The sequence below is a fragment of the Shewanella submarina genome (assembly GCF_042646185.1).
GTDB lineage: Bacteria > Pseudomonadota > Gammaproteobacteria > Enterobacterales > Shewanellaceae > Shewanella > Shewanella corallii.
In genome coordinates, this window is record NZ_JBHRTD010000006.1 from 917,484 (window position 1) to 936,325 (window position 18,842).

Annotated in this window: 11 protein-coding genes; 8 read left to right on the top strand and 3 right to left on the bottom strand. The window is 48.2% G+C overall.

Features of this window, described 5'->3' with window-relative positions:
• Positions 1 to 33: 33 nt before the first annotated feature.
• The 5 genes from ACFOE0_RS07000 to ACFOE0_RS07020 all read left to right on the top strand — a co-directional run bounded on the left by ACFOE0_RS07000 (position 34) and on the right by ACFOE0_RS07020 (position 11,071).
• Positions 34 to 663 carry a MarC family protein gene (locus ACFOE0_RS07000; protein WP_248934868.1) on the top strand — a complete coding sequence of 210 codons (630 nt, stop codon included), beginning with the start codon at positions 34 to 36 and terminating at the stop codon, positions 661 to 663.
• Between the two features lie 103 nt (positions 664 to 766).
• Positions 767 to 3,145 (top strand): DNA polymerase II, encoded by a 2,379-nt coding sequence (locus ACFOE0_RS07005; protein WP_248934867.1) that lies wholly within the window; start codon positions 767 to 769, stop codon positions 3,143 to 3,145.
• Positions 3,146 to 3,361: 216 nt separating this feature from the next.
• On the top strand, positions 3,362 to 4,501 hold the full coding sequence (locus ACFOE0_RS07010) for a porin (protein WP_248934866.1): 1,140 nt from the start codon (positions 3,362 to 3,364) through the stop codon (positions 4,499 to 4,501).
• A 455-nt stretch (positions 4,502 to 4,956) separates the two neighbouring features.
• Positions 4,957 to 7,806 carry a TonB-dependent receptor plug domain-containing protein gene (locus tag ACFOE0_RS07015; RefSeq protein WP_248934865.1) on the top strand — a complete coding sequence of 950 codons (2,850 nt, stop codon included), beginning with the start codon at positions 4,957 to 4,959 and terminating at the stop codon, positions 7,804 to 7,806.
• A gap of 415 nt (positions 7,807 to 8,221) precedes the next feature.
• Positions 8,222 to 11,071, top strand: coding sequence for a TonB-dependent receptor plug domain-containing protein (locus ACFOE0_RS07020; RefSeq protein WP_248934864.1), 2,850 nt, complete (start codon positions 8,222 to 8,224; stop codon positions 11,069 to 11,071).
• A gap of 252 nt (positions 11,072 to 11,323) precedes the next feature.
• Here the strand turns inward: ACFOE0_RS07020 and pyrI are convergent, their stop codons facing one another.
• The 3 genes from pyrI to ACFOE0_RS07035 form a co-directional block, all read right to left on the bottom strand.
• Positions 11,324 to 11,791, bottom strand: a complete 468-nt coding sequence (gene pyrI / locus ACFOE0_RS07025; RefSeq protein WP_115135578.1) for an aspartate carbamoyltransferase regulatory subunit — start codon at positions 11,789 to 11,791, stop codon at positions 11,324 to 11,326.
• 12 nt (positions 11,792 to 11,803) lie between these two features.
• Positions 11,804 to 12,733: an aspartate carbamoyltransferase gene (gene pyrB, locus ACFOE0_RS07030; RefSeq protein WP_248934863.1), complete on the bottom strand. Its 930-nt coding sequence runs from the start codon at positions 12,731 to 12,733 to the stop codon at positions 11,804 to 11,806.
• A 331-nt stretch (positions 12,734 to 13,064) separates the two neighbouring features.
• Positions 13,065 to 14,039 (bottom strand): patatin-like phospholipase family protein, encoded by a 975-nt coding sequence (locus tag ACFOE0_RS07035; protein WP_248934862.1) that lies wholly within the window; start codon positions 14,037 to 14,039, stop codon positions 13,065 to 13,067.
• A 214-nt stretch (positions 14,040 to 14,253) separates the two neighbouring features.
• Between ACFOE0_RS07035 and ACFOE0_RS07040 the strand changes: the two genes are divergently transcribed.
• The 3 genes from ACFOE0_RS07040 (at position 14,254) to ACFOE0_RS07050 (ending at position 18,831) form a co-directional block, all read left to right on the top strand.
• Positions 14,254 to 14,742: a CvpA family protein gene (locus ACFOE0_RS07040; RefSeq protein WP_115135575.1), complete on the top strand. Its 489-nt coding sequence runs from the start codon at positions 14,254 to 14,256 to the stop codon at positions 14,740 to 14,742.
• 92 nt (positions 14,743 to 14,834) lie between these two features.
• Positions 14,835 to 16,349 (top strand): amidophosphoribosyltransferase, encoded by a 1,515-nt coding sequence (gene purF / locus ACFOE0_RS07045; RefSeq protein ID WP_248934861.1) that lies wholly within the window; start codon positions 14,835 to 14,837, stop codon positions 16,347 to 16,349.
• Positions 16,350 to 16,776: 427 nt separating this feature from the next.
• Positions 16,777 to 18,831, top strand: a complete 2,055-nt coding sequence (locus ACFOE0_RS07050) for a DNA topoisomerase III (RefSeq protein WP_248935523.1) — start codon at positions 16,777 to 16,779, stop codon at positions 18,829 to 18,831.
• Positions 18,832 to 18,842 lie beyond the last annotated feature (11 nt).

Below are 18,842 nucleotides of genomic sequence, written 5' to 3' on the forward strand. Positions count from 1 at the left end.
GCTCAGCATAATCTTCTGTTTCTGGAGCTGGTTATGCATGATTTGTTGCAACATGGTTTGACCGTATTCCTCGGTTTTTTCGCCATTATGAACCCCTTACCCAATACCGTGGCCTTTGTTGGTTTAACTGCTCACCAACGACAGGCCCAAAGAGTGAAAACCGCTTCGAAGGCGCTGATGTTGTCATTCGTGATTATTTGCGCTTTCGCAATACTGGGGAAATCGATTTTCCATCTGTTCGGCATTAGTCTGGCTGCGCTGAGGATTACCGGCGGCATTATTGTGTTCATTATTGGCTATCAAATGTTGAAAGGGTCGGGCAATACGCTCCATCAGGGGGATGATCTGCAGGCGGAGGATGTGAGTATTTCGCCACTGGCAGTGCCTTTGCTTGCAGGGCCTGGCACTATCGCGACCGCTATGAACTACAGCGCATCGGCAGGGTGGGGTGAGATTATTCTGACTATCGCCATGTTCGGCGTCTTGTGTGTTATCACCTTTTTCAGCTTTATTTATGGTCAGAGCATTATTCAAAAGATTGGAGACAACGGCCTGAATATTATTACCCGTTTGATGGGGTTGATATTGGCTGTTATCGGCTGCCAGATGTTAATCCAGGGCGTGCTGGATGTGGTTGCACAATATCAGCATCATTTATCCTGATACGATTTTACGATTCTGGTCTTCGGGCGCTTGTCGCCCGGTTTACTTCCTTTTCAGTGCGTAGACCGTGATAGACTCTGGCAAAAGTTTCCTGTAATCCGCTATGACTCAAACTTCTTCACAACTCATTCAAGCCAGAGTGCTGACTCGTCACAGAGTGCGGGTCAATGACGGATATTGCCTCAGATACATGGTGAAAACGCCCTCAGGGCCGGCAGTATTGGATGTGGCTGAAGGGGATTTTATCTGTTTTTGTCATCAACAGGATCTGCCAAGACTACAGACGATGGGAGCGCGTTTTCATCACAGCCGTATGCTGGAGCTCAAGAGCTTTGAATCCCAGCCGGTGGCCGCTGTTTACCTGAGTGACTACCGTGCGGTCAGTGAACTTACAAGAATGGCTACCGATGCCGGTATTCCCCTGTTTGAAAGTGATATCAGGCCTCAAACCCGGTTTCTGACTGAAAGGTATATCAACCTCGATCTTAAAGGTGAGGTGACTGAGCTTGGCCAGCTGGGCTCACTAAAGCATTACCAGCTGCATAGAGCGAAAGCAGGGCTACTGGATTTACCTTTGCGCGCAGTCTCGTTTGACCTTGAGTGCAGTATGAGTGGAGAACTCTACTCTGCGGGTTTCTATTCCGATGAAAAGTCCTGCGTCTTGATGGTGGGTGATGGACCGGAAACCCGGACTGTGATTAACGAGGCTGGTGAGGAGCTTGATTGCGAGCTCATCTGTTTTGCCGATGAGAAGTCCCTGCTCGAGGGAATTGTCGACTGGTTTACCGAATATGACCCTGATTTGATCATTGGCTGGGCCGTCGTGACGTTTGATCTGGCGCTGTTGCACCGCCGGGCACAAATATATGGTATGACATTGCTGCTGGGACGAGCCCAAACGCCGTTGGCATGGAAAGTGGCTGACAAGTTCAGACCAGAAACTCTGGAACTGCCGGGCAGGGTGGTATTGGATGGTATCGACTGGCTTAAGGCCGCGTTCTATCAATTTGACAGCTATTCACTGGAGTTTGTATCCCGGGAGTTGCTGGGCGAAGGTAAAGCCATAGACAAGGTTGATGACAGGGGCGGTGAGATAGGCCGCCTGTTCGCGGAAAACAAATCGGCACTGGCTTTTTATAATCTCACTGACTGCCGATTGGTTTGGGATATCTTCGAACATACCCAGTTGTTTGACTTTGCACTGGCCCGTTCCCGAATGACGGGGCTGGAGCTTGGGCGTGTCGGCGCCTCTGTTGCTGCATTCAATCACCTGTACCTCCCCCATCTGCACAGAGCCGGTTATGTTGCGCCGCAAATGTCAGACTTTGGTGGCCTGGAAAGCCCGGGTGGCTATGTGATGGACTCGCTACCCGGGCTATATAAGGATGTACTGGTTCTGGACTTCAAAAGTCTGTATCCCTCAATCATCCGCACCTTTCTTATTGACCCCAAGGGATTGGTTCAAGGCTTATTGGAGCCGGAGGAGGACTCTGTGCCTGGTTTTCTGGGAGCCAGGTTCAGCCGACACAATCCTATTTTGCCTGGACTGATTGCTGAGCTTGCACAGATGCGTGAACAGGCTAAGTCTGACTCCAATGCGCCCCTGTCTCAGGCGATTAAAATCATTATGAACTCTCTTTATGGTGTGCTTGGGTCAAAGGGATGTGTGTTTCACGATGCGAGGCTGGCCAGCTCAATTACCATGCGCGGTCATGAAATCATGAAACAGACCAAGGTATGGATAGAGGAAGAGGGTTATCGGGTCATTTATGGTGATACTGATTCCACCTTCGTGTGGCTTGAACAAGGGGCCAGCGATGCCGATAAGTTGGGAAAACAGTTGGTCGAACGTATTAACAACAGATGGGCAGAGAGGTTAAATCAGGAGTTTGGTCTGGTCAGCTGGCTTGAGTTGGAGTTTGAGTGCCATTATCAACAATTTTTCATGCCGACACTTAAGGGGTCAGATCAGGGCAGTAAGAAACGATATGTAGGTATAAAAACCACTGATAAAGGGCAAGAGCTGATCTTCAAAGGCATGGAGCAGGTTCGAAGTGACTGGACTCCCCTGGCCAAACAGGTGCAATTGGAGTTGTATCGCAGGCTGTTTGCCGGTGAACCGCTTGATGAATACTTGCTGCTGGTTTCTGAGAAATTAACGGCGGGTCAGTTGGATGAACAGCTGGTATTCAGTAAAAGGTTAAAAAGAAACGTCGCTGATTACACGGCAAAATCGGCGCCCCATGTTAAGGCTGCTCAGATTCTGGCTGAGCAAACCGGAGATTCCCGCCACGCTAAAAGAGGAAGTCGTATCAAATATGTGATGACGACCAAGGGCGCACAACCTGTTGAATGTCAAACTGCACCTTTGGATTATGACTATTATCTGCAACGCCAAATTCGCTCTGTGGCAGAGCCTGTTCTTCAAGTTATGAAGTTAAATTACGACAAAGTTGTTTCATCACAGCTAATGTTAATTTAGCGATCTCATATATGCGCAATGTTTACAATGTGTATCATTGTGGTGAAAATCACGATTTCTAAATGTTTTTTCACGATAAAAGTGATACATGGCGCAAGTTTTTGCTAAATGTAACTTGGGTGGCTTCAAAGTGTCTTGCTAATCTGCGTTCCGTCTAGGATAGAAAAATAACAACGGAGTGTAATACGCAGATTGAATACAATAGGTTAGGCACAGATGAACAAAACACTCATCGCTGCTGCGCTAGCAGCAATCACCGCAGCTCCTGCTGCTTCCGCCGTTGAACTCTATAAAGATGCCAACAATGAAGTCACCATGGGTGGTTACGCTGATGCTCGTATCCTGAGCACTGATGGCGAAACTGAACTGGTAAACGGTGCTTCCCGTATTAACTTCAACTTCAGCCACAAGCTGAGCAACGGCTGGAACGCCTTTGCTAAAATGGAGTGGGGTGTAAACCCATTCGGCGATACCTCTCTGGTATACAACAATGAGAGTAAATTCTCTGCAAGCACCAGCGACTTCATCAGCAACCGCCTGGGCTACGTTGGTCTGAGCCATGACAAGTACGGTAGCTTCTCTTTCGGTAAGCAGTGGAGCGCCTATTATGACGTCGTAGTAGGTACTGATAACGGCTTGGTATGGGGTGGTAGCGCTTCAGGTGCATACAGCCTGGATGGCAGCGGCGGTATCGATGGTGCCGGTCGTGCAGACAAAGCCGTTCAATACCGTAATAGCTTTGGTAACTTCAGCTTTGCTCTGCAAGCTCAGCTGCAATCCAATGAAATCGCATTGAGCGGTTTCCCTGAGAACACCAAAGCTACTTTGGAATACAACGACACCTATGGTGCGTCTGTATCTTACAAGCTGATGGACAAGTTGGTTCTTGCCGCCGGCGGTAACGTAGGTGAGTTCAAAGGAACTACCATCACAGGCGCCGCAATTGATGAGACTGACTCCATCTACGCTGTAAGCGCAACCTGGGGTGCCCTGAGTGACGGCCTGTATGCGTCCGTTAACTACAACAAGAACGAATATCACGAGCTGGATAAGAACGGCTTCCTGATCCCTTCTGCTTACGGTGTTGAAGCATTCGTTTCTTACAACCTGGGTAACGGTTTCCGTCCATACGCTTATTACAACCTGTTGGACGCTGATGACGCTTACACTCCTGTAGCTGGCCAGACTGTAACTGAAAACACTATGCAGTACGCTGCAGCCGGTGTTGAGTTCAAGTGGGACAGCAACATCATGATGTACGTTGAAGGTAAAGCAGACTTCAGCAAGTACGTTCAGGCTGGCGTGAAGTCTGAAGGCGACAACGCTATCGCAGTAGGCGTTCGCTACAGCTTCTAAGAATTTGCACTACAGCTAAATTCGATAGAAAAAAGCCCGACTCAATGAGTCGGGCTTTTTGTTGCCTTTAAAAAAAGCCAAAGACTGGGAGGTTTAAATCCAATTGGCATGTCGCCTACAGCATAAAAACCGACAATACCATTGTTGTTCGGACCAATGTGTTTTTCTTGGTTGCGTGGGAATCTTTAACAAAAGCCTGAGTATCTGTGTTTAGTTGTTAAACCAATTATTAGGCTTAAATGTTGGGAGGTTGTACTTATATAGAGTTATATCCTGCCTTGTTTTATATCTCAGTATATTCAGTCGATTGTACGACTAAATAGTGATATCCACTCGGCATGCGCAATTGTTGCTCATGTTGCAGAATTGTTTTAATTGTGATTTTATCTCTGACGTCGGGGTGATGGCCTACCACTGTATTTACCTCGAAATAATAATTGTCCAGGGAGAAAGACATGCATAAAAATAAAGCAATTGCTAAGTCAATACGTCTAGCCTTAATAGGTGGAGCGGCCACTGCTGCACTGACTGGTGTATCCGTAGCTAATGCTGCGGAAGGCGAGGAAGTTGAACGTATTGAGGTGACAGGTTCACGAATCTTACGTGCAGAATTTGAATCATCCAGTCCTGTTTCCAGTTTTGATGCATCTGATATCGAAAAAACCGGTGTAACCAGTGTTGATGAGTTTTTGAAGTTTATCCCGTCTACTTCAGGTTTCCAGCTTGGTGCGACCACCAACAACGGTAACGATGGCGCGAAGAAAATTGATGTCCGTGGTCTGGGCTTTAACCGTACTCTGGTGCTGATTAATGGTAAGCGTACAATTGGTGATGTGAATGGTGATGGCGCAGTTGACCTTAACCAGATCCCACTTGCCATGGTTAAGCGAATTGACGTTTTGCGTGATGGTGCATCAACCATTTATGGTACAGATGCTATCGCTGGCGTAATCAACATTGTGCTGCAGAATGATTTTGAAGGTATCCGTGTAAATGCTTCATATGGCGCGGGTATGAAAGAATGGGATTCTGAACAGAAAGTTCTTTCTATTCTTATGGGGGCTTCCAGTGAGCGTGGACGTATCAACGTCGCTATGGAATACAACTCTCAGGAAGAGCTGAAGCAAGGTGAGCGTGATTGGGCGCACGATGCTCTGTTTCCAAATGCAACTTATGATGACGACGGTAACGTAACAGGCTTCGTACCTGTTGCCAGTGGTAGCTCTAACTCTCGTACTATTCGTCTGAATCGTGCTCAGCGAGATGCTATTGTCGCTGCGGGTGGACCGGATACCGGTAACTGGATTGTTGACGCTCAATCAGGTCAAGTAAGACCATTTACCCCTGCAGATGTATATAACTACGCACCGGTAAACGCCTTGATCACGCCTAACGACAGATATCAATTTGCGCTCAATGGTTCGTACGATCTGTCCGACACCGTTACTGCATACATGGACGCTCTGTACACTCACCGTGAATCTCACCAGCGTTTGGCGCCAGATGCTTCATTTGGTCGTGACCCTGCCATCCAGTTAGTATTTGATAACGCTAACAACCCGTTTAATGATCCATCTTCCAACCCATACGGCGTAGATTTTTCTGCAGACAGCTATGAAGATGCGCAGGCTAATGACTTGCAGGGTATTTTCATTAACCGTCGTTTCACCGAATCAGGTGGCCGTCTGTTCAGCCAACGTGCCAACACTTTCCGTATGGTTTCCGGGTTGAAGGGTGATATTGGCGATAGCATGAGCTGGGATGTTTCTTACACTTATGCCTACAACGAACAGCTTGATAACACCAAGAATTATCACCGTCTGGATCGCTGGCAGACAATCGTTAATGACTCCCTGTGCCAGGCTGACAGCGCATGTTCTGCTGTAGGTACTTTGGATCCATTTTCTGATTTCGGTTCAATCACGCCAGAGCAAATGCAGTATCTGAGTGCTAACTCTCTGAAAGATTTCTACTACGGAGATCTTAAGCACTGGATCGCTACGCTCTCCGGTGATACTTACGAGTACTTTGAACTGCCAGGTGGTTCAGTAGGTTGGGCTTTGGGTTACGAATACCGTAAAGAGACCGGTGAATTTATTCCTGATGAGTTCTCTTCCGAAGGTCTGACTACGGGGGGCGCAAGCGATCCTCAGCAAGGTGGATTCTCTGTAGATGAGATCTATCTGGAAACCTATCTGCCAGTACTGGAAAGCCTGAGTATTGAAGCCGCTATTCGTTATTCTGACTATGATACGACTGCTGGCGTACAGTTTGATTCTACCAACTACAAGGTTGGTTTCGACTGGCGTCCATTGGAGTTCATGCGCTTCCGTGGCGGTTACTCAACCGGTTTCCGTGCTCCTAACATCTCCGAGTTGAATCAGGCTCAGTCTACTGGTTTCCCATTGGTTGATAACATTTGTGAGTTTGCTGATATTCGTGGTGATTTGACTGCAACTCAGCTGGCTAACTGTAATGCAGACGGTTACACCGGCGAGCTTGGTTTTGCGTGGCAGGCTGGTTATACCACTCTGGCCCCTGAGACTCCACTGAAGCCTGAAGAGTCCAAGTCTTACACTGTGGGTACAGTTATCAATGTCCCTGGTTTCGAAAACTTTAACGTAAGTATCGATTACTGGAATATTGAGGTTGATGACCTAATCGGTTCAACTGACTATCAGTTGCTGTTTAACTCCTGTATGGATTCTGTTGGTTACAGCGCACCAGCATGTTCTGCGTTTGATGGAAATAACCCACTGGACGGCGGTTTGCCAGCTGACGCAACATTCTCCTTTGGTAACGTTGGTAAGTTGGAAACTGACGGTATAGACCTTGAGGTTGATTACCTGACCGAAGTTGAATGGGGTGTGATTCAGAACTTTGGTGTGCGATTCAGTGGTACTTACAACATGTCTCGTAAAGAGACTTGGGCAGAGCTGGGTCTGACTCGTGAGATGGTGGGCAACGCTTATCCGTTTGAAGTCTATCCAGAGTATAAAGCGACTACGTCGTTTAATATCAGTGGTGCAGACTGGAACCTGTTCTGGGATGTTCGTTACATCAGCGAAACTGTTGATGCCCTGCGTCCAGCATCTATCACCGATGACAATATCGCAGATTCTGTCTTCTATAACGATATTAACGTTAGCTACAACTGGAACAACGTTGGCTTCAATGTAGGTGTTTACAACATCTTTGATGAAGATGCACCGCGTTACCACAGTGGCTTTAACGCAAACACTGCACCTGGTACTTACGATACTATCGGTCGCAGATTGTTCGCAGGTATTACTGTAGATTTTTAAGACAGCGTTCCTGAAAAAAGACCCGCATTTGCGGGTCTTTTTTTGTCTTTAAGTCCTGCATTTTAGTGAGTAATTATTCTTAAATGCTGCTGTTTCAGTCAGGTTTGGCTGGTGGTTTTAAAAGCGCTGGCGGCTTAATTTCAATAGAATCATATAGTAATAATATTTATAAAATGCCTTTTAAGGTAGTTAAATATTCCAATTTTGGGTGATTTTGGGGTTTCCCGAGTTGTTTGGTTTTTATTTGGCTGTATGTCTTGTTATTGCTGATTTTGCAGGGTAAAAATTCTGTTCAAATGTTGATCTATAGCTGATTGTGTGTTCTATTTTTGTTGTTGTGTTGGTGCTAAATGATGATTTTGCACCTCTAAGGAAAATAACACACTAATAAATATTATATAAACGGGAGATCAAGATGTTTGAACGTGATTATGCAGCTACAGCTGTAAGGGTTGCTCTGCTTGGTGCTGCAGCCAGCGCTGCGATGACAAGTTCTGCGGTGATTGCCGAGGAAGAAGGTGTTGAGCGAATTGAAGTGACAGGGTCTCGCATTTTGAGAGCAGAATTTGAGTCATCCAGCCCAATTTCCAGTTTTGACGCATCAGATATTGAAAAAACAGGTGTTACAAGTGTAGATGAATTTTTGAAGTTCATTCCGTCGACGTCCGGTTTCCAACTTGGTGCTACAACCAACAACGGAAATGATGGTGCGAAAAAAATTGATGTTCGTGGCTTAGGATTTAATCGTACTTTGGTTTTGATTAATGGTAAGCGAACAATTGGCGATGTTAATGGTGATGGTGCAGTTGACCTTAACCAAATTCCTTTGGCAATGGTTAAGCGAATTGACGTTTTGCGTGACGGTGCTTCGACTATTTACGGTACTGATGCGATTGCGGGTGTGGTTAACATCGTGCTACAGGATGATTTTGAAGGTATCCGCGTAAATGCTTCTTATGGGGCAGGTATGAAAGAGTGGGATGCCGAGCAGAAAGTGCTTTCTATTCTGATGGGGGCAGCCAGTGAGCGCGGTCGCATTACTGTAGCGATGGAATACAATTCTCAAGAGGAATTGAAGCAGGGTGAGCGTGATTGGGCGCATGATGCATTATATCCAAACGCAATCTATGATGACGATGGTAATGTTACTGGATTTAAAGCTGTTGCCAGTGGTAGTTCTAACTCACGTACTATCCGATTGAATCGAGCTCAGCGGGACGCTATTGTTGCAGCAGGTGGTCCTGATACCGGTAACTGGATAGTTGATGCACAGACGGGGCAGGTTAGACCTTTCACACCGTCCGATGTCTACAACTACGCACCAGTAAATGCTCTTATTACCCCAAACGACAGATACCAGTTCGCTCTTAATGGTAGTTATGATATCTCTGATTCAGTAACTGCATACATGGATGCTCTTTACACTCACCGTGAATCTCATCAGCGTTTGGCTCCAGATGCATCTTTTGGACGTGATCCTGCGTACCAGCTAGTGTTTGATAATGCTAAGAACCCATTTAACAATGCTGCATCGAACCCTTATGGTGTGGACTTTTCAGCTGATAGCTATGCTGATGCGCAAGCCAGTGGCTCTGACTTGCAGGGAATTTTTATTAACCGTCGATTTACAGAGTCAGGTGGGCGGTTGTTTAGTCAGCGCGCTAACACTTTCCGAATGGTATCAGGGTTGAAAGGCGATATCGGTGACAGCATGAGTTGGGATGTTTCCTATACCTATGCATACAACGAACAGCTTGACAACACCAAGAATTATCACCGAAAAGATCGTTGGCAGACTATCGTGAACGAATCTTTGTGTCAGGCTGATAGCGCCTGTGCTGCAGTGGGTACATTGGATCCATTCTCTGATTTTGGCGCAATTACTCCAGAACAGATGGCGTATCTCAGTGCTAATTCGCTGAAAGATTTTTCTTATGGTGATTTGCGTCATTGGATCGCAACATTGTCTGGTGACACATTTGAGTACTTTGAGTTGCCTGGTGGTAGTGTCGGGTGGGCCTTGGGTTATGAGTATCGTAAAGAAGAAGGTGAGTTTATACCTGATGAGTTTTCTTCAGAGGGATTGACTACTGGTGGTGCAAGCGACCCTCAGCAAGGTGGGTTCTCAGTTGATGAGATCTACTTTGAAACCTACTTACCTGTGCTAGATAGCTTGAGCTTTGAAGCTGCTGTTAGGTATTCAGATTACGATACCTCGGCCGGTGTTAAATTCGATTCTACAAACTATGAGATAGGCTTTGATTGGCGCCCACTCGACTTCATGCGCTTCCGCGGTGGTTACTCAACCGGTTTCAGGGCTCCCAATATTTCTGAGTTGAACCAAGCCCAATCAACAGGGTTCCCTCAGGTGGATAACATTTGTGAATTTGCAAGCATACGTGGTGATTTGACTGCAACTCAATTGGCTAACTGTAATGCTGATGGTTACACTGGAGAACTGGGCTTTGCTTGGCAGGCCGGTTACACCACTCTTGCTCCTGAGGTTCCTCTGAAGCCTGAAGAATCTAAGTCTTACACAGTTGGTACAGTGATTAATATTCCAGGCTTTGATAACTTGAATGTGAGTGTCGACTACTGGAACATCGAGATTGATGAATTGATAGGTTCGACTGATTATCAGTTGCTGTTTAATTCCTGTATGGATTCGGTTGGATACAGTGCTCCTTCTTGTGCTGCATTTGATGGTAATAATCCGCTCGATGGTGGTTTGCCGGCAGATGCTACTTTCTCCTTTGGTAATGTAGGTAAATTGGAGACAGACGGTATTGACCTTGATATTGACTATAAGACAGATGTTGAGTGGGGCATTATTGATACCTTCGGTGTGAGGTTTGCCGGTACTTACAATATGTCACGGAAAGAAACTTGGGTTGAGTTGGGCCTGACACGAGAGATGGTCGGTAATGCTTATTCCTTTAGTGTATTCCCTGAGTACAAGGCAACCACTTCATTTAATGTAGGTGGTGAGGATTGGAACGTATTCTGGGATGTACGTTATATCAGTGAAACTACAGATGCTCTGCGTCCAGCTTCAATCACTGACGATAATATTGCAGACTCTATCTTCTACAATGATATCAACGTTAGCTACAACTGGAAAAATGTTGGATTTAACGTAGGTGTGTATAACATCTTTGATGAAGATGCTCCTCGTTATCACAGCGGTTTCAATGCTAACACTGCTCCGGGAACATATGACACCATCGGTCGCAGATTGTTTGCTGGTATCACAGTTGACTTCTAAAGTTACGGCTGAGAAGGGGATATAGTGAGCGTGTTTCACTAAATTTTCTATCGTAAACCCTTGAACCCAATGGAAATTCCATTGGGTTCTTTTTTGGGTAACACAGTGCAGCTGTATCTTGATTTACCTAAATTTTCACTTAACTCAATAGTGAATGTGAGAAGATGTGATGAAACAGATTACAGTTATCAGCATGAATAACAGGCATTTTTCATTACTTGCTGGAACTGTTTAATGAGCTGGCTTTTAGACTCAAGCCTGCTCTGTCATTACTTCTCTTGAGAACACCTTCTCGCAGTATTTGCACTTGAGCTGGATATCCCCGTCTTTAACGAATACGCCGAAGTGGCTTTCAACTGCAGGCTCTACATGGGTGATGCAGTTGGTGTTGGCGCAGCCAAAAACGCCTTTGATGTACTCGGGTAGAACAACAGGTAGTTTGGCGACGACCTGGTAGTTTTCGATTTTGTTGACCGTGGCATTTGGAGCCAGCAGTGCCAGACGTTTTGCCCGCTGCTCGTCAAACAGCACGTTTTCAATCTTAATCAGATCTTTCTTGCCCAAAGCAGAAGAGGGTAGGTTCAGACCTATGGTGACACGTTCTGCAGTGTCATCCAGCTTGAATAGCTTCAAAACCTTAAAGCCCACGTTGGCTGGGATATGATCGATAACAGTACCATTTTTAATGGCTTCTACTTTCAGGTGGTTATCTTTGGTCATGTTATCGCTTCCTTAAATCTCTTCGTTCAGTACCAGTGCCAGCAGTGCCTGACGGGCATAGACCCCGTTCTCTGCCTGCTCAAAGTAGTAGGCATAGGGCGTGCTGTCGACGTCTACTGTGATCTCGTCAACCCGTGGCAGCGGGTGCAGGACTTTCAGGTTGTCTTTGGCACCTTCCAGAGTTTGACCGCTCAGGATGAAGGCTGACTTGATATGAGCGTACTCAGATTCGTCGAAGCGCTCTTTCTGAACCCGGGTCATATACAGAATATCCAATTCAGACATTACCTCTTCCATGGTGCTGTGGATGCTGTATTCCATACCGGCTTCTTTAACCTGATCCAGAATGTAGTCTGGCATGGCCAGTACGTCCGGAGCGATAAAGTAGAAGCGGTTGTTTTTGAACTTGGTCAGCGCCTGTGTCAATGAATGCACTGTGCGGCCATATTTCAGGTCACCCACCATGGCGATATGCAGGTTGTCCAGACGCCCCTGAGTTTCATAGATGGTGAACAGATCAAGCAGTGTCTGGGTAGGATGCTGGTTAGCACCGTCGCCACCGTTAATTACAGGCACGCTGCCAGAGAATTCTGAGGCCAGACGAGCAGCGCCTTCACGTGGGTGGCGCATGACAAAGGCATCTACATAGGAGGAGATAACACGTACAGAGTCCGCCAGTGTTTCTCCCTTTTTGCCTGCAGAAGTGTTGCCTGCATCGGGGAAACCAATGACCCGGCCACCCAGGCGCTGGATGGAAGTCTCAAAAGACAGGCGGGTACGGGTTGATGCTTCAAAGAAGCAACTGGCAATCACTTTATGTTGCAGCAGAGTGGGTCTCGGCTCGGCTTTGATTTGACCGGCAGTTTCAACCACCAATTCTAGTTCCTCGCGGGACAGTTCCGGAATGGACAATATGTGCTTTTTGTAGAGCGGATTAGGCATGTTTCTTATCCTTTGGCTTTTGACCCAAAAAAAAGCCCCCAATAAAGGAGGCTTAATTATGTATAGACTGGAGCAAATACCCGGTCGCACCGAAGTTACGGTGGCAAGTACGAAACTTGAAAGAGATGGCAAATACCATAGGGTTACTGTGCTCCAGACAAAATTCCCGTGACTATACGCTGTTTGTTGTATATTTCAAGCCCTGATGCATGAGCATAGGGGCTAACTCTCAGTTTAACATAGGCTTTGTTCGACTTTGTCGTGTGAGATTTGTGGCGTGAAATAAGGCCATCGTCCAAACCCGGATAACTAAAAGCAAAAGATAGCAGGGCTAACCCGCCGTTGCTGCTTGTGATGTCCAGGGGGCTGGCCAGTGTGGAATACTTTGATCACCTCTGAGTACAAAATTGAGTTTGCCACCCAGCAGGGTTCTGCGTCCCATCGCCATACCTGACAGATAGTCGTAACGCAGTGACTTATCTTCGCTGCCAATCAACCTACTGGACAGGGGAGTTGGAGGACACAGCTGAAGTATCTGCAGATCCTCCGGAGGATTATCCAGAAATGCCAAAGAGCGCTGGTATACCGCTTCATGATGAGCCAGATACTCCACCATAGGTACCTGTCTATGGTGTTGCTCCAGCCAGTCACTGAGTCTGTGTACCCAGGGTGTGGCGAATTCAGTATCAGACGGAGCGGTACGTATCACCACAATCCGGCGTGCGCCTCTATGATAGGCCTCTTCTATGGGTAGTGGTGCAGCCAGTCCCCCATCCAGATAGTGCTCACCATCAATCTCAACGCCATTACGGTAAAGAAATGGCAGGGCGCTTGAGGCTTTAAGAAGCTGCAACCAGTTATCTTGATTGGGACTGAAAAAGCTGGGTTGAATATCACTGATTCGGGTTGAGGTTATCAGGAACTCTCTGTCTGCCAATGCTTGCACGCCTTTATCGACATCCAGGCGGTATTCATTCTGGGTGGTTTTATGAAAATACCAATCCAGGTCCACAGTATTCCCACCCAGAAAAGCGCGACCGGGATTGAAGAACTGTTTATCTCTGGTCAGCTGCATAATCGAGCGCTGAGCGAAACCCTGTTGACCAGACAGAAAGCTGGAAAGATTCTGGGCGCCTGCTGAAGTGCCTATCATTAGCGAGAATGGATTGAAGCCCAGCTCCAGCCAACTATCGAGAACGCCTGCGGTGAATATGCCTTTCTGGCCACCTCCTTCGGCGATGAGTGCGGTTCCTTGTCTTACCCGGTTGAGACTGGCACTGTGCTGATACTTGAGGAATGAGCTCATGAGTCAGTTGTGCAGTTGGGGAATTCCCCCATGCTACTTGGGATGGTTAACGGGATAAAATTAAAGATTGTTCAAATAGTGGTGACCGATTGGCTGACTGTTCGCCAGAGTGAATTGATAATTACCGTAATTTCTTGATCCAGAGGTGAGAAGAGGGCCAGATCCTGCTAGAATCCCGCCCGTCTAAAACTACTCTTTCGGATGCCATTCTTTCATGGTTTGGATTGATTACGCCATTATCGGAATTGTCGGACTGTCAGCGCTTATCAGCCTGGTCCGGGGCTTTGCCAAGGAAGCCATGTCTCTTGTTGTCTGGTTTGTTGCTTTCTTTATTGCCAGTCAGTTCTATCAGGATCTCGCCGTCCACCTAACCCAGATTGGGGATGAAATGGTGCGAAATGGCGTGGCCATAGCCATACTCTTTGTAACGACTCTTATACTCGGTGCCCTGGTGAATTACTTGCTGGGGCAGCTGGTTGCCAAGACAGGATTGTCGGGAACCGATCGTGTGTTGGGCCTGGTGTTTGGAGGCATTAGAGGTGCCCTAATCGTCAGTGCTCTGCTGTTCTTTTTGGATGCCTTTACCGGTGCACCCAACACCCAATGGTGGAAGGATTCTGTGCTGGTGCCCGAGTTCGGTGTGGTTATCCAGTGGTTTTTCCATTATTTGGAAGATACCTCAAGCTTTGTACCCCAAATATAAGGGAAGGGCAGTTTTGCACCTTCCCACCAAGGAAGGGCAACAGACCCTTCCTGATAATGACATAGAACATCTTACAATGAGGAAGTTTTCCCATGTGTGGTATCGTCGGAATTGTTGGCCGCTCGTCGGTTAATCAGACCATCTATGATGCACTGACAGTGCTTCAGCACCGCGGCCAGGACGCTGCGGGCATAGTGACCATTGACGAAGGCGCCTTCCGCCTGCGCAAAGCCAATGGCATGGTGAAGGATGTGTTCGAAGTGAAGCATATGCAACGGCTTCAGGGTAATTCGGGCATAGGTCATGTTCGTTACCCCACCGCCGGCAGCTCCAGTTCTTCGGAAGCCCAACCTTTCTACGTCAACTCTCCCTTCGGTATCTCCCTCGCCCACAATGGCAACCTCACCAACACTGTCGATTTGATGGAGCGTCTGGCTGAGCAACGTCGTCATGTAAACACCACCTCTGATTCAGAAGTGCTGCTGAACCTGCTGGCTGACGAACTGCAACACACCAGTTGCCGTAACCTGACCGAAGAGCATGTGTTCGATGCTGTTGCGGCAGTACACAAGATGACCCGTGGCGCTTACGCTGTGGTGGCCATGATTATTGGGCAGGGCTTGGTGGCTTTTCGCGATCCTCACGGTATTCGCCCTCTGGTGTTGGGTAAGCATGAAACCGAACAGGGTACCGAATACATGGTGGCCTCTGAGAGCGTGGCGCTGGATGCAGTCGGCTTCGAGGTGATGCGCGATGTGGCGCCGGGCGAGGCTGTCTACATTACGCTGGATGGTCAGCTGTACACACGTCAGTGTGCTCAGGATCCAAGCCATGTGCCATGTATCTTTGAGTACGTTTACTTTGCTCGCCCTGACTCCACCATAGACAAGGCCTCTGTTTACGCGTCCCGCGTGAATATGGGAACCCGTCTGGGAGACAAGATTAAACGGGAATGGTATGACCTGGATATTGATGTAGTGATTCCAATTCCGGAAACCTCCTGCGATATCGCGCTGGAAATAGCCCGTTGTATGGACCTGCCATACCGCCAGGGTTTTGTGAAAAACCGCTATATCGGCCGTACCTTTATTATGCCGGGTCAGCAGGAGCGTAAGAAGTCAGTACGTCGTAAGCTCAATGCCATTGGTGCTGAATTCAAAGGTAAAAATGTGCTGCTGGTGGATGACTCTATCGTGCGCGGTACCACCTCAGAGCAGATCATCGAGATGGCCCGTGAAGCCGGTGCCAAGAAGGTGTACTTCGCCTCTGCTGCCCCTGAAATCCGCTTCCCCAATGTGTACGGTATCGATATGCCGACCTCCAATGAGTTGATTGCCCATGGCCGTGACTCGGAAGAGATCGCCCGTATCATTGGCGCCGATGGGATTATCTTCCAGGATTTGGCTGATCTGGTGGAAGCTGTACGTCAGGAAAATCCGGATATTCAGCGCTTTGAAACTTCAGTATTCGACGGCGAGTATATTACCAAGGATGTGGATCAGGCCTATTTGGATTACCTGACCGCACTGCGTAACGACGATGCCAAGGCGAACCGTAATATGGAGCTGGGGACCAACCTGGAGCTACATAACGTTTGCCACCCATAAGCGGATAAGCTGCTGAAATAAAGCCGGGGCCAAGCTGAACTTACCGCTCGGTTAACCGGTCAATCGGTGAAGAATTAAAAAGCCCTGCGCATTAATGCAGGGCTTTTTATCTTTAAAAGCTGCGACCACGAAGCGTTCGCTTCTCTCACTACACTGAGGACACGAAGAAGAGGAAAAAGAATGCTGCTTTTCTTCGTGCCCTTCGTATTCTTCGTGGTTCAAGGTTTTAGTGTGCGTCCTTGGAGGAGCGCTTAAACGAACTGCGTTGGGGTCATGCCCTGGCTTTTTGCAGCGCGGCGTTTAACAGACTGTTAGATAGGTAGTATTTACAGCAATCAGTGGCTGTTTTCTTGCTTTGGGTTTACAGCGCCTGTTTGCTTGGTTAAATTGTACTGTAAACTTATCCAGTGGTTACTTGTCCCGTCATATGATCCTTTATATCGCCGAAAAGCCCAGTTTGGGGCGCGCCATTGCCGATGTACTGCCCAAGCCACATAAAAAGCATGATGGCTACATTGAGGTGGGGAATGGCGATATGGTGTCCTGGTGTATTGGCCATCTGCTTGAGCAGGCACCACCGGATGCCTATGACGAGAAGTATAAATCCTGGAAAATGGAAGACCTGCCTGTTGTACCCGAGCAGTGGCAACTGATGCCGAAATCCTCCAGTCGCAGTCAGCTGTCTGTACTGCGCAAATTGGTGAAGCAGGCCGACAGTCTTGTACATGCCGGCGATCCCGACAGGGAAGGGCAACTCTTGGTGGATGAGGTACTCTCTTACCTTAAAGTGAGTCAGACCAAATTGGGTCAGACTCAACGTCTTCTGATCAGTGACCTTAACCCACAGGCGGTAAAGCGGGCACTGAATCAATTACGCTCCAACCGCGAATTTGTGCCCTTATCCACCTCTGCCCTGGCCCGCAGTCGTGCCGACTGGCTTTATGGTATGAATATGACCCGCGCTTTTACCCTGCAGGGGCGCAAAGTTGGCTACCAGGGAGTGCTTTCAGTGGGTCGGGTGCAAACTCCACTGCTGGGGCTGGTGGTGCGCCGGGATGAAACCATTGAAGCCTTTGAGCCCAAACCTTTTTATCAGGTGGATGCCCACCTGCTGACACAGGCCGGAGAGCGTTTTACCGCCCGTTGGCAACCCAGTGAAGCCTGCCAGAAATTTATGGATGAAGAGGGGCGGGTGCTGTCGCCAAGGTTGGCTGACAATGTGGTCGAGCGGATCACGGGTCAGCCCGGGCATATCACAACACTTGAGCAGAAGGATAAGCGCCAGGCGCCACCTTTGCTTTACTCTCTCTCATCACTGCAAATTGATGCCGCAAAGCGTTTTGGCTTATCGGCCAAAGCAGTGCTGGATACCTGTCAGAGCCTGTATGAAAGACACAAGCTGATCACTTACCCCAGATCAGACTCCCGCCATTTGCCCAAAGAGCAGTTAAAGCTTGCTCCCGGGGTGGTGGATGCTGTGCTGAATAATGCCCCTGGACTGGTTCAGGGGGCGGATAAACCTGACTTGTCGATTAAGTCAGCCGCCTGGAATGACAGTAAGGTGGATGCTCACCATGCGATTGTGCCCACAGATCGCAACGCGGATCTGTCTAAGCTCAGCCGGGATGAAGCCCGTTTGTATGAGCATATTGCCCGTCAGTATCTGGCCCAGTTCTATCCTCACCACTTATATCAGGACACTAAAGTGGAGATCACCATAGCCGGTGGCCTGTTCAGTGCCAAAGCCAAGGTGACCCGCTCGCCGGGCTGGAAGCAGCTGTTTGCCAGTAACAAGGCATCAGCGAATGAGAGTAATGCTGTTGCATCTCAGGGGGACGATAAAGAGGAGGAGCCGCTGCAAAGCCATCTGCCCGTGCTGAAAAAGGGTGAGGAGCTGTTTTGCGAGCGCGGTCAGCGGCTGGATAAAATGACCCAGCCGCCAAAGCACTTTACCGATGCTACCCTGCTCAGTGCCATGACTGGGATTGGTCGCTACGTTAAAGATGATGCGATTCGTAAGACCCTGAAAGACACCGACGGTCTGGGTACCGAAGCCACCCGGGCCGGTATTATTGAGCTTTTGTTTAAGCGCGGATTTTTAGTGCGTCAGGGCAAGAGTATTCAGGCTACGCCAGCTGGCAGAGGTTTGATTAACAGCTTGCCTGAGGCAGCGACCACACCGGATATGACAGCATTATGGGAGCAAAGTCTGGAGGCTATCAGCCAAAAGAGCATGCGCTATCAAAGTTTTATGGATCCACTGCTGGCCAATATTCATCATCTGCTGGAGGTCGCGGCGCAAACCACGCCCAATGCTCTGGCCGGTGTGCAGGCCAAGCCAGCCTGGAAAGGTAAAGGCAAAGGACGTGGCGGCTGGAAGAAGAAAAGTACCGGCAGCTCTGCTGGCACCAAGTCTTCAGCTGCCAAAAGTGCAGCAGGCAGCAAAAGCGGTGCGCGCAAACCCAGAGCCAAAGCTGGCTGATGACTCTTCCC